The organism is Hymenobacter sp. YIM 151858-1, assembly GCF_025979705.1.
Taxonomy (GTDB): domain Bacteria; phylum Bacteroidota; class Bacteroidia; order Cytophagales; family Hymenobacteraceae; genus Solirubrum.
Window position 1 is genome coordinate 88,409 of the sequence record NZ_CP110136.1, and the last position, 11,997, is coordinate 100,405.

The window sequence follows — 11,997 nt, forward strand, 5'->3', positions numbered from 1 at the left end:
CAGGGCGAAGATTAGTCTACGATGTCTTCGGCTTTGTTGCCTACTTTCTTGGCGCCTTTCTTCACGCCGTGGCCCACTTTCTTGGCGCCTTTGCCCACGGCACGGCCTACTTTCTTACCGCCGCGCTTTACGTCGCTGCCGGTGTTGCTTACCATACGGCCCGACTTGGTGCGCTCGTAGGGCGTGTTGGTGCCTGTGGCGGGCGTCGTAGCCGAGCTGTTAGCGTCGTTGGTGGTCGTGGTGCCCGTCGACATGGAACCGCCGGTGGTGGTGCCGCCCGTGGTACCGGTGTTGTAGCTACCCGAGGTAGTACCCGTCGACATGGTGCCCGAGGTGGTGCCCGTCGACATAGTGCCCGAGGTAGTGCCGGTAGTGGTGCTGCCGCTCGTGGTGGTCGACGACGACGAAGTGGTGGTGCCGGTTTGCGCCATGGCCGAAATGCTGGTCAGCGCAACGGCCGACAGGAGCATCAGTATCTTTTTCATAGGATGAGGTCAGATTGGAATCGACCTTTCTACGCAAACCCTGCCACAAGGATACCTAAGGAAGCAATAATGAACTGTCGCCGTAGCTCAAAAAGCGGTAATTATTGGCCAGGGCGTGGTCGTATACGCGGCGCCAATCGTTGCCGATAAGCGCCGAAACCAGCAGCAGCAAGGTGCTTTCGGGCTGGTGGAAGTTGGTAATCAGCCCTTGTATCATCCGGAAGCGGTACCCCGGCGCAATCAGCAGCTGCGTGCTGGCTTGCAGGGCATCGTCGCCGCGGCGCTCCAACTCGTCGAGCAACGCCTGCAAAGCCGTTTGCATGGGCACCTCGGTGGCGTGCTCGTAGGGCTCCCATTGCTGCACCAGCCCCGAAAGGCTGCCGCCGCGTACCACCTGGCAGCCCAGCCAGTACAGGCTCTCGAGGGTGCGCAGGCTGGTGGTGCCCACGGCGATAATGGGCCTGGGTGCGTGCGCAATCAGCTGGCGCAGCACCTCGCGGGTGGCACTAATGGGCTCGGAGTGCATGGCGTGGTCGGCCATTTGGGCGGCTTTCACCGGCTGAAAAGTGCCGGCGCCCACGTGCAGGGTAAGCTGGGCGCTCTGAATACCCTGCTCGGCCAGGTCTTGCAACACGCGGTCGGTAAAGTGCAGGCCGGCAGTAGGGGCGGCCACGGCACCATCGTGGGCGGCGTACACGGTTTGGTAACGCTCGTCGTCGGTGGGGTTGGCTTCGCGGTTGAGGTAGGGCGGTAAGGGCAGGCGGCCCGCGCCGGCCAGCACCTGCGCAAACGGCAGCTCGGCCGGCTGCCACCGAAACCGAATCAGCGAGCTGCCCTCCTCCGCGGCTTCGCGCTCGGCTTCGAGCACTGCCGTTTGCCCGTCGGGCGTGGTAAAGGTGGCTTGCACCACACCGGTTTTCCAGCGCTTGCCGTTGCCCACCAGGCAGCGCCACACGCACTCAGTGGTTTGCTGCATGGCCGGCTCAATAGCGCGGCTGGGGGCCACCGGCTCCAGGCAAAACAGCTCAATTTGCCCGCCCGTGGGCTTGTGCAAGTACAAGCGGGCCCGCACCACTTTGGTGTTGTTGAATACCAACAATGCATCGGCCGGCAACTCGGCGGGTAGTTCCCGGAATATGCGGTCCTGAATACCGCCCTGCCGGTACACCAGCAACCGCGAGCCGTCGCGGTCGGGGAGGGGTTCCGGCGCGATGCGCTCGGCGGGTAAGTCGTAAGTAAAGTCCAGTATGGAAAGCTGACGAGGGTCGGGGGTGTGCATGGGGCAAAATTAACCTAGGGCCGGTAACCGCGTCCTAGGTAGCTACCCGCCAATAACACGGCCGCACCCAATAGGTTGGGTGCGGCCGTGTTATTGGCCCAGGTGCCGAGGCAAATTAAGGCCGCCTGAAGATGAGCAAGTGCTGTTGCGGGAGGGTTTTGATGTTCTCCACAAACTGCAAGCCCACGGCCTGCAGCTCGCGGCGGGCCTGTTCCTCGCTCATGCGATGGATGCGCTTGATGGGCACATTGGGGTCTTCGGAGCGGTACTCCACCAAAGCCACGCGGCCGCCGGGTTTCAGCGCGTTTTTGATGGCCCGCATCATTTCGCGCGGGTGGTCAAACTCGTGGTACGCATCCACGATCAGGGCCAGATCAACGCTGTTGGCGGGCAGGTTGGGGTTTTTCACGGTGCCGAGCACGGGCTCCACGTTCGTAACCTTGCGACGCTGGCTGGCGGCTTTCAGCTTTTCCAGCATCTGGGGCTGAATATCCACGGCCAGCACCTTGCCTTGCGGCACCTGCTCGCTGATGCGGAACGTGAAAAACCCGGTGCCCGCGCCAATGTCGGCTACCACATCGGTGGGTTTCAGCTTCAGCTCGCGCAGCAAAATATCGGTGCCTTCTTCCTGCTCCCGGTCGGGGCGCTCCAGCCAGCCGGCGCCGTCGTGGCCCATTACGTGGGCAATTTGGCGGCCCATGTAGTAGCGGCCAATACCGTTGGGGTCTTGGGGGGCGCGGCGCTGGTAGCCAGCCGAGTCGGGCGTGGCCTCGGTGCGGTGCTGCACCACGCGCGCGGCGTCGCTCTCGGCAATGGGCGTTTGGGTGCAGGAAAACAGCAGCGCAGGCACGGCCAACGCGGCGGTCAGGGCTTTGCGCAGAAACAGGGAGGCATCCGGATGCATAGACGCGTGCAAAGAAAACGGCAACTGCGGGTTTAACAACGCTTGCTGGCAAAACCGTTCGTTGCGCCCCCTACGCCGGAAAAAACCCAATTGATCCTCAATCAATTGAAGAAAGAATATAGTTAATACTTCTTTTGTCTGAGCTAACTCCTATTTTCGGCTCGAATTCGTACCATTCCTTGGTTCAAACCTTTCTTAACCCATAACCACTATGAAGCAACTTGCCTCTGCCCTCCAGAAAATGGCTGCTGCTGCGCTGTTTGCCGCTGCACTCACGGGCTGCGCGCGCAACGAGTACGCTATGCTGCCCAAAACCAGCTCGTACCACGGCGACCAGCACCGCTCGGTAGCCGTTAAGCCCGCCCCGGCGCCGGTAGCCGAGCAAACTGCTCCGGTTGTAGTAGCCGACGAGCCCGTAGCTCCGGCCGCCACGGTAGCTGCTGCCCCCGTAAAAGAAGAAGCCGCTGCTCCGCGCAAAGCTGCCAAAGTAGCTAAGCAAGAGCGTGCCGCCGTAGCTGCTGCTCCGGCTGCCAAGCCCAACATGGTTCAGAAAGCCCTTATTGCCAAGGCCCTGAAGAAAGTTGACAAGCTGGCTGCCAAAGCCGAGCTGAAGAAGCAGTCGAACGCTGCCTCGGCCGACGATGCCAACGCCCTGTCCAAAAACATCAAGCTGGGTATCATCCTGCTGCTGATCGGTGTACTGCTCGGTATTTTCGGCGGTGTCATTGGCCTGCTCGGTCTGATCTTCGCCATCATCGGTATCGTACTGATCGTACTCGGCCTGCTCGAGGAAATCTAGGTCGTGCGCACCGTACCAGCCTAAACAAAAGCGCCCCGGCTACTGCAGCCGGGGCGCTTTTGTTTGTCAGCCCTAGGTCGCGGGCTTACATCGGGTCCACATCAGCCACAATGCGGGCCTGCCGGAAATCTTTTTCGTCGCGCACCAGCGTCATGGCTTCCAGTATCTGTGCCTTGGCGTGCTTTAGCACGGTATGCTCGCGGCTGAGCTTGATGGTGATTTCCTGTAGGTAAAAGTTGCGGATGCGGAAAATGTACGGTGCCTCGGGGCCCAGCACGGCATCCCGACCTAGGCGCTCTACCAGCTCCTGCGTCAGCAGCACAGCCGCCTCCAAGGCTACGCGTTCTTCCACGTGCTTCACCGTAATCTTGATGACGCGGGCAAACGGCGGGTACATGTGCTCGCGGCGCTGCGCAATTTCGTACTCGTAAAAGTCCTCGTAGTCGTTGCGCATCACCTTGTCGAAGATGGGCTGCTGCGGGTCGCCGGTTTGCACGATTACCTTGCCCTTTTTGCCCTTGCGCCCCGCGCGGCCGCTTACCTGCACAAACATTTGGTAAGCCCGCTCGTGCGCCCGGAAGTCGGGGTAGTGGATGATGCTGTCGGCGTTGATGATGCCCACCAGGCTCACGTTGCCGAAGTCCAGGCCCTTCGTCACCATTTGGGTGCCCACCAGCACGTTGGTGCGCTGCTGCTCAAAGTCGCTGATGATTTGCTGGTAGGCGTTTTTGGCGCGCGTGGTGTCCAAGTCCATGCGCTGCACATTGGCCTCGGGCAGCATAATCTTCAGGTCGTCCTCGATGCGCTCGGTACCGAAACCCATGGCCCGAATAGCCCTGGAGCCGCAGGCCGGGCACTCGCGCGGCATGGCCTCGTGGTGGCCGCAGTAGTGGCAGCGCAGCTCGTGGGCGTTTTTGTGGTAGCTCAGGCTCACGGCGCAGCTCTTGCACTTGGGTATCCAGCCGCAGTCCAGGCAGCTGATAAAAGGCGAGTAGCCGCGGCGGTTCTGAAACAAAATCACCTGCTCGCCCTGCGACAATCGGCCTTCAATAGCCGCCGTGAGCTCGGGCGTGAAGTGGTGCGAGGGTTTCTTCTGGCCTTGCTGCGCATTGCGCCGCGTGTCAATCAGCTCTATTTCGGGCAGGCCCGCCTCGCCGAAGCGCTTGGTAAGCTGTACCAAGCCCCAGCGCCCGGCGCGGCACTGGTAGTACGTCTCGACCGACGGCGTTGCCGAACCCAGGAGAATTTTGGCGCCTTGGAAGGTGCCCATCATCAGGGCCACTTCGCGGGCGTTGTAGCGCGGGGCCGGGTCGTACTGCTTATAGCTCGATTCGTGCTCCTCGTCGACGATAATCAGCGACAAACTATCGAAGGGCAGAAACACGGCCGAGCGCACGCCCACCACCACCTGAAACCGACCCGAGAGCACGCCGTTCCAGACCTCCACGCGCTCGTTGTCGGAGAATTTGGAGTGGTACACACCTAGGCGCGAGCCGAATACGCGCATGAGGCGCGTTACGATTTGCGCCGTCAGGGCAATTTCGGGCAGCAGGTACAGCACCTGGCCGCCGCCTTCCAGCGCCTTCCGGATCAGGTCGATGTAAATCTCGGTTTTGCCGGCGCCCGTTACGCCGTGCAGCAGCGTAATGTCCTTCTGGCCGAAGTGCTCCAATATCTGGTCGCGCGCTTTGGTTTGGGCCTCTGACAACGCAAAAGGCATTTGGTTGCCCTCGTTTTCATCCAACGGAAAGCGCGACACAATCTGATCGAACTGCTCGAGCACGCCGTTTTTGATGAGCGTGTTCACGGCCGACGGGGAGAGGTGCGGCGAGCTGGTGAGGGCTGCCTTTTCGAGCCCGTTGTGGTTGAGGTGCTCGTTTTGGTACACCGGCACCCGCTGGATGTAGCGCATCAGCACATCCAATTGCTTGGGCTTGCTGGCGAGGCTCTCGAACAAGCCCTCCAGCGCCGCCTCGGCCACAAAGTGGTGGGCGAGGCGCACTTTCTTCACCACTTTGGGCGCGTACTTATCCGCAATGTGCTCGAACAGAAAGACCACGTCCTTCTGAATCAGGCTCTTGATGACTTTGTGAAAGGAGCTGATGCCCAGGATTTCGCCTACTTCCGAGAAGGTCAGGGCCTTGCCGTCTTCGGTACCTAGGGCCTCCACAATTTTCTGCTCCTGCTCGCTGAGCGGGTAGGGCGTGCCCTCGGCCACGTACTGCGGGTGCAGCTGCACCCGCGACTCGGAGCTGAGTTTAAGCGCTGATGGCAGGGCCGCATTAATCACCTCGCCAATGGTGCACATGTAGTAATCGGCAATCCAGCGGAAAAGCTTCAGCTGGGGCTGCGTTACCACCGGCGCATCGTCGATAAACTCGAGGATGTACTTGGCCTGGTAGTCCTTGGGCGGAGTTTCGTGCACGGCTGCCACAATGCAGCTCAGCGTCTTTTTCGCCCCGAACTGCACCAGCACCCGCCCGCCAATCACCACTTGGTCGTTCAGCTCGAAGGGCACGCGGTAGGTATAGAGCTTGGGCAGCGGCAACGGCAAAATCACGTCGGCAAAAAGCGTGACGCGGTCGGCCGCGGCGGGCTCGGATTGGGGCAGGGAAAAAAGGTGCGTTTGGGACACGGTTCTATCAGCGGCGAATAACAAAGATAGCCCGCCAAACGCCACAATTATTCCCTAGGTCGGAGCATCCGGAAATGGCTATTCAGCCATATGCCTGCCCCAGAGCAGACTGCTGGCACCTAGGGCTAAGCAAACGTTACTGGCCCGCTGCTGCCGCCCGAATTTGCGCCAACGCCTCGGCCACGCTGTGCACCGGCTGCTGGCAGGCGTGGTTGTAGCACACATAAATGGTGGTTTGCCCGTTGGCAGCCTCGCGGTGCTGCAGCAACGGCAACTCGCTGGTGGTGCTGGTGCCCGCCAGCACGGCATTGGCCAGGTAGTGGCGGCTCAGCTCGCGGCGGAAATGCTCGGCCTCGGGGCCCACAATGGCTACTTCGGCCAGCGGCGCCAAATGGCTGAGGTACACCGAGGCCCAATTGCACAGGTGCTGGGGTTCTTTCACGGCTAAGTCCTGCGCCAGCGCCAGCATATCGGCCGCTTGTTCGCGCCAGGCCGGCACATCGAGCAGGGTACCCAGGCGCAGCAGGTTGTGCGCCATTACGGAGTTGGAGCTGGGTATCACGTCGTCGAACAGCTCTTTTTTGCGCGCAATCAGCGCCTCGCCGGTGCTATCGGTGTAAAACAAGTGCGACTCGGCTTCATCGGCAAAGTGCTCCAGCACGTATTCCGTCAGCTCGCGGGCCCGTTGCAGCCAGCGTTCGGCAAACGTGGCTTCGTAGAGGGCCGTGTACGCGTCGATCAGCAGGGCGTAATCTTCCAGAAATGCCACAATGGTAGCGCGGCCGTTCTTGTAATTGCGCCACAAGCCCTTGCCGCGGCGCAGGTGCCGATCCATAAACTCGGCGTTTTGCAGGGCCAGTCCTAGGTGCTCTGGCTGATGGAAGGCGTGGTAAGCATCTACCAGGCCACGCAGCATCAGTGCATTCCAGCCCGTCAGGATTTTATCGTCGAGGCCGGGGCGTACGCGCTGGGCGCGGTATTCAAGGAGCTTCTCACGCCAGCCAGCAGCCAAATCGGCTACTACGCCGGCCGTCAGTTGATGTGCTTCGGCAAACTCCGCATCGGTGTAGCCGCGGTGCAAAATGTTGTTGCCGTGCTCCCAGTTGCCCACAGCCGTGCAGTTGTAGTATTCGGCCGCCAAGGGCGCTTCGTCGCCTAGGGCCTCGCGCAGCTGCTCCAGGCTGAAGACGTAGAACTTGCCCTCCTCGCCTTCGCTGTCGGCGTCGAGCGACGAATAAAAACCGCCTTCAGGGCTCATTAGCTCGCGCTGCACAAACGCCACGGTTTGCTGCACCACCTCGCGCCAGTGCTCATCCTGCGTCAGCTGATACGCTTCGGCGTACAGGCTAACGAGCTGGCCGTTGTCGTAGAGCATTTTCTCGAAGTGGGGCACCAGCCACTCTTCATCCACCGAATAACGCGCGAAGCCGCCACCTACTTGGTCGTAAATGCCGCCCCACGCCATTTCGCGCAGCGTAAGGATGCTTTGCTGCAGCGCAGCGCCGTGGCCGGTAAGGGCATGTGCCCGCAGCAAAAAGCGCCAGATTACCGGCATCGGAAACTTAGGCGCTTTCTTGGTGCCGCCCAGCTGTCTATCGAAACGCTTAGCCAGGTTCCGTAGTAGGGTTTGAAACGCCTCGTGGGCTACCGGCTGAGCCGTGACTTGCGCTCCGTATTTCTCCAGATCGTTGGCCCGTAGCACCCGCGCAAAATCCTCGGCCGACTGGTCTAGCTCGGGCCGATGCTCGGCGCTGCCGTAGGCGTTGGCAATTTGCTGCAGCAGCTCAAACCAGTTGCGGGGCGGAAAGTACGTGCCGCCGTAAAAGGGCTTCGCCTCCGGGGTCAGAAACACGTTCAGCGGCCAACCACCACCCAGGCCCATGGCGTGCAGGGCATCCATGTATACCTGATCCACGTCGGGCCGTTCCTCCCGATCAACCTTAATGCACACGAACCGCTCGTTCATTACCTGGGCAATCTGCTCGTGCTCAAACGATTCGCGCTCCATCACGTGGCACCAATGGCAGGCCGCGTATCCAATGCTCACCAATATGGGCTTTTGCTCGGCCCGAGCCCGGCTAAGCGCCTCCACGCCCCAGGGGTACCAGTCGACGGGGTTATAGGCATGCTGCAGCAGGTACGGGCTCGATTCGCGCGCTAGGCGGTTGGGCTTGGCATTGGGGGCAGGCGTTGCCATAAGCAGTGGCTGGCTTTGGGTAGAGGCTGAAAGTAGGCTTGTACGCTTGTGCGTAAAAACAGCAAACCCGGCCCTAGGGACCGGGTTTGTTTTAAGTTGTAGCAGGCGGCTCCTGCGGCTTCCGGCGCGGCGGGCGGCCACGGCGCTTGGCTTCCGAGGCGGGCACGGCTTCATCGGTAGGCACTGCAGGGGCATCGGGCGTAGCAGCCGGAGCTGCCTCCGGAACCGGCTCGGCCGGCGTTGGGGCTGCGGCAGCAGCAGGTTTCCGCCTAGGTGCCGGCCGCCGGCGAGGCGGGGTGGGGGCTTCGTTACTTGGCTCTTCCGCAACCGGCGCAACGGGCTCGGCGGCGGGCAGGGCCGGCACCAAGGTTGGCAACGCATCAATAGCCGATTCTACTGCTGCCATAAGCTTGCTATTGCCCTTGCCCCGGCCAGCGCGGCTGCGCGACTTGGGCTTTTGAGGCTGCGGAAGCTCTTCGGCATTGGCTGCCGGTGCCTCGGCGGGCGCGGGCTCCGGTGCCATTTCTGCTGCAACAGGTTGCGCAGGGGCCGTAATGCTTTGCTCGGGCTGCTCCTCGGGTTGTGGCTCGGCATACAAGGCCGGCGTTTGGCGAGTAGGCCGCCCGCGCCGCTTAGGCGGCCTGGGTTCGGTTACCTGCTGTTGCGGCTGCTCGGCTACGTGCCCTTCGGCAACCAGCACAACTGCTTCTGTAGCTTCTGTCGGCTCGTTCGGCGCAACTTGCTCTGCTGCTTCCTCCTGAGAAGCATCAGCAACGGTTTCTTCAGCTCCCGCACGGTTTTTCCGTTTGTGCTTACGGCCGCCGCGTTTGCGCTTGCGGCGCTTGGCCGGGCCCGTTTCAGGCGTCGCCGATTCCATTTCGTGGGCTACTTCGGCAGCAGGAGTAACATCGCCTAGGTCTTCCGTTTCCTGTTCCTCCACTGCTTCAACCCAAGCCTCGGGCGAAACAGGAGTTGCAGCCTGCCGAGCTTGCACGGGTTGCGCAACGGGTTCCGGTCTCGGCACTTCCGCCTGCGCGGTGCCTTCGCCAATGTCAATGCGTTCCTCGTCATCTTCAGGCTCGGGCGGCAGCACGGGTTTGGGGGGCGGCGGCAAGGCCACAATGCGCTTATGCACATCGCGCATCTCCGCACGCACATCTACGCGGCCAGCCAGGCGCTGGAGCCTTAGCTGCGTTTGTTCCAGGAAATGACGGTGTTCCGGCGCACCCACATGTAAGGGCCGATGCTCAAGTGCCCTACGGATGCCTTCCCATTCTTGCGCGAATTGCCGGAAGGAGCCGTCGAAATAAACGGCCGTGAACTTCTCCCAGATGTATTGCTCCGCCACTTCCGACGGATGAAGCATGTCGGCCGCGTAAAAGCGGTAATCGCGCAGGTCATCAAGCAGCAGCTCGTACGCCGGAAAGTAAGTGGCTTCCGGCAACAGCTCGCTCAAATAATGGCAAGCTACGCGCAGCACCGATTTGCTTACCGCATTCAGCGGCAATGTATCGCGCAGGTGTCTAACCGGGCTTACCGTCAGAATTAGCCTGAGCTTCGGGTTGATTTGCCGCAGCAAAGCGTAGGCCTCGGTTACAGCCGTAATAATCTCCTCGGCCGAAAGCAATTCTTTCTCGAAACGCTCAGCCGGAATTTTGTGGCAGTTATTTACTACCTCCCCGGTTTCCTGCAGCCGATAGCCGAAAGCAGTACCCAGCGTCCAGACCAGTACATCGGCCGAGCGCACGAACTCCGCCGTTTCGCGTACGGTTTGCTCAATTCGTTGCAGCAGGGCAGGGGGGGAGTCTGCACCTAGGGTAGCATGCAAATCAAAGCTCTGCCAGCGTCCGCGGGCTTCTACTAGGTGTTGCTGCCAATCGGTTTCTTCGCCCGCTACTGCACGCAGCAGCCGCGCTGCCGCCAGCGGATTAAATACGGTGCCGAACGGGTTGACAAGCGTCCGAACCTTGTATTGGGCCAGCCGCTCCCCGATTACATCCGAAAAGCACGACCCTAGCGTAAGCACGCGGGCTCCCAACGACAGAGGGTTGGAATCGGGTCGGAGTGTTAATTCAGTACGAAACATTAGCAAAAACAGCCTCTGGGGCCGTATACGGAAGGCCAACCTACGCAACTAGCAGCTTACGGCCAAACTTCAACTTGGATTGGTGCAGCTTTTGTTGCCCAAGTAGGCCAATGAAAAAGCCCTGCCATGTAGGCAGGGCTTTTCTTTACACTAGCGCATGCGCGGGCAGCTTACTCAGCTACAACGTTTACGCGGATCTTGTGCTTCACCTCGCGGTGCAGATCGATCGAAGCGGTGTATTCACCTACACCTACCGGATCCGAATCAAGGCTGATGCGCTTGCGGTCTACCTCAAAGCCTTTGGCTTTCAGTACATCGGCAATTTGCAGCGTCGTAACACGGCCGAAGATCTTGCCCGACTCACCCACCTTAGCAGGGATGTCGATGCTCAGGTCGCCGATGCGGTCGGCCAGCCCTTGAGCGTCAGCTTTAATCTTATCAGCTTTGTGCGAAGCCTGACGTACGTTCTCGGCTACGATCTTCTTGTTGGTTTTGTCGGCCAGTACGGCCAGACCTTGGGGCAGCAGGTAATTGCGGCCGTAGCCGGGCTTTACCTTCACAACGTCGTTCTTGTAGCCCAGGCCTTTTACGTCGTCTTTCAGGATAACTTCCATCTCGGTCAGTCGTCGTTAGGGGGTAGTGGACTACTTCAGCTGGTCAGCCACGAAGGGCATAAGCGCCAGGTGACGGGCTTTAGCCACGGCCTGAGCTACTTTGCGCTGGAATTTCAGGCTGGTGCCCGTGATGCGGCGGGGCAGAATGCGGCCCTGCTCGTTCACGAACTTCAGCAGGAAGTCCGGGTTCTTGTAATCTACGTAGCGAATGCCGGCCTTCTTGAAGCGGCAGTACTTCTTGCGTTGCTCCTGCTTGTGGATGCGTTCGTTGGCGAGGCTCATGTTACTGGGCTACTGCTTCTGATTGTTTTGCTTTCTGCTGATTCAGCTCGCCCTTGCGACGACGCTCGTTGTAAGCAACGGCGTGCTTATCCAGAGCGGTAGTCAGGAAGCGGATTACGCGCTCATCGCGACGGAATGCCAGTTCCAGTGTATCTACCAGCGTAGGCTCGCTGGCAAATTCTACCAGGAAGTAATACCCGGTCGATTTTTTCTGAATCGGGTAGGCCAGCTTGCGCAAACCCCAGTTTTCCGAATTCAGGATGTCGGCGCCATTTTCCTTAAGCACCTGCGTGAACTTCTCGATCGTCTCTTGAACCTGCGCGTCGTTCAGCACGGGCGTCAGGATGAAGACGGTCTCATAGTTTCTGTTAGCCATTGCGGAACAGAGAAAAAGTAAGTGAGACGATGAATGAGCCGGCAAAGGTAAGACTTTTTCTCAATCAGCTTATCAATTACGATTGTTATTTGTTATTCAGCTCTAAGTAAACTAGTTGAGGATCAACTCTCAAACCTTGTAAAACGTAGTCGGTTAATGAAGACACAGATGCCTTGGTACCTGGCTGAAGTTGTAAGTTTTGAGGGAGGCATTTCTACACCTATATATAATAAGGTGTGTGACAAGGCTTTTTAGAATGTTTCTAAGCAGTGCTGATAGGCCAAAATTTAGCAAACCCCGGTTTGTGGTCTGGCAATCGTGGGCTACATTTGTGGCCCTA

Annotated in this window: 10 protein-coding genes; 1 reads left to right on the forward strand and 9 read right to left on the reverse strand. The window is 59.9% G+C overall.

What is annotated here, in order from left to right:
• Positions 1-11: 11 nt before the first annotated feature.
• The 3 genes from OIS50_RS00320 to OIS50_RS00330 form a co-directional block, all read right to left on the reverse strand.
• A complete protein-coding gene (locus OIS50_RS00320; RefSeq protein ID WP_264692350.1) occupies positions 12-485 on the reverse strand; it encodes a hypothetical protein in 474 nt (157 codons plus the stop codon).
• 55 nt (positions 486-540) lie between these two features.
• Positions 541-1,764 (reverse strand): S-adenosylmethionine:tRNA ribosyltransferase-isomerase, encoded by a 1,224-nt coding sequence (locus OIS50_RS00325; RefSeq protein ID WP_264692351.1) that lies wholly within the window; start codon positions 1,762-1,764, stop codon positions 541-543.
• Positions 1,765-1,879: 115 nt separating this feature from the next.
• Positions 1,880-2,668 (reverse strand): class I SAM-dependent methyltransferase, encoded by a 789-nt coding sequence (locus OIS50_RS00330; RefSeq protein WP_264692352.1) that lies wholly within the window; start codon positions 2,666-2,668, stop codon positions 1,880-1,882.
• Positions 2,669-2,879: 211 nt separating this feature from the next.
• On the opposite strand from OIS50_RS00330, the gene OIS50_RS00335 reads away from it, so the two are divergent.
• On the forward strand, positions 2,880-3,467 hold the full coding sequence (locus OIS50_RS00335) for a hypothetical protein (protein ID WP_264692353.1): 588 nt from the start codon (positions 2,880-2,882) through the stop codon (positions 3,465-3,467).
• Between the two features lie 85 nt (positions 3,468-3,552).
• Here the strand turns inward: OIS50_RS00335 and priA are convergent, their stop codons facing one another.
• The 6 genes from priA to rpsF form a co-directional block, all read right to left on the reverse strand.
• Positions 3,553-6,102 (reverse strand): replication restart helicase PriA, encoded by a 2,550-nt coding sequence (gene priA / locus OIS50_RS00340; protein ID WP_264692354.1) that lies wholly within the window; start codon positions 6,100-6,102, stop codon positions 3,553-3,555.
• Positions 6,103-6,238: 136 nt separating this feature from the next.
• Complete coding sequence (locus tag OIS50_RS00345) at positions 6,239-8,299, reverse strand: thioredoxin domain-containing protein (RefSeq protein WP_264692355.1); 2,061 nt, start codon at positions 8,297-8,299, stop codon at positions 6,239-6,241.
• Positions 8,300-8,390: 91 nt separating this feature from the next.
• Positions 8,391-10,385: a GSCFA domain-containing protein gene (locus OIS50_RS00350; protein WP_264692356.1), complete on the reverse strand. Its 1,995-nt coding sequence runs from the start codon at positions 10,383-10,385 to the stop codon at positions 8,391-8,393.
• 170 nt (positions 10,386-10,555) lie between these two features.
• Positions 10,556-10,999, reverse strand: coding sequence for a 50S ribosomal protein L9 (rplI, locus tag OIS50_RS00355; RefSeq protein WP_264692357.1), 444 nt, complete (start codon positions 10,997-10,999; stop codon positions 10,556-10,558).
• A 30-nt stretch (positions 11,000-11,029) separates the two neighbouring features.
• Positions 11,030-11,281: a 30S ribosomal protein S18 gene (rpsR, locus tag OIS50_RS00360; protein WP_264692358.1), complete on the reverse strand. Its 252-nt coding sequence runs from the start codon at positions 11,279-11,281 to the stop codon at positions 11,030-11,032.
• A gap of 1 nt (position 11,282) precedes the next feature.
• Entirely contained in the window at positions 11,283-11,657 is a 375-nt protein-coding gene (rpsF, locus tag OIS50_RS00365; RefSeq protein ID WP_264692359.1) for a 30S ribosomal protein S6, read from the reverse strand.
• Positions 11,658-11,997 lie beyond the last annotated feature (340 nt).

Bases quoted from the DNA above. Each gene is read 5' to 3' on its own strand.
- OIS50_RS00320 (WP_264692350.1), bottom strand. From the start codon at position 485: ATGAAAAAGATACTGATGCTCCTGTCGGCCGTTGCGCTGACCAGCATT.
- OIS50_RS00325 (WP_264692351.1), bottom strand. From the start codon at position 1,764: ATGCACACCCCCGACCCTCGTCAGCTTTCCATACTGGACTTTACTTAC.
- OIS50_RS00330 (WP_264692352.1), bottom strand. From the start codon at position 2,668: ATGCATCCGGATGCCTCCCTGTTTCTGCGCAAAGCCCTGACCGCCGCG.
- OIS50_RS00335 (WP_264692353.1), top strand. From the start codon at position 2,880: ATGAAGCAACTTGCCTCTGCCCTCCAGAAAATGGCTGCTGCTGCGCTG.
- OIS50_RS00345 (WP_264692355.1), bottom strand. From the start codon at position 8,299: ATGGCAACGCCTGCCCCCAATGCCAAGCCCAACCGCCTAGCGCGCGAA.
- OIS50_RS00350 (WP_264692356.1), bottom strand. From the start codon at position 10,385: ATGTTTCGTACTGAATTAACACTCCGACCCGATTCCAACCCTCTGTCG.
- rplI (WP_264692357.1), bottom strand. From the start codon at position 10,999: ATGGAAGTTATCCTGAAAGACGACGTAAAAGGCCTGGGCTACAAGAAC.
- rpsR (WP_264692358.1), bottom strand. From the start codon at position 11,281: ATGAGCCTCGCCAACGAACGCATCCACAAGCAGGAGCAACGCAAGAAG.
- rpsF (WP_264692359.1), bottom strand. From the start codon at position 11,657: ATGGCTAACAGAAACTATGAGACCGTCTTCATCCTGACGCCCGTGCTG.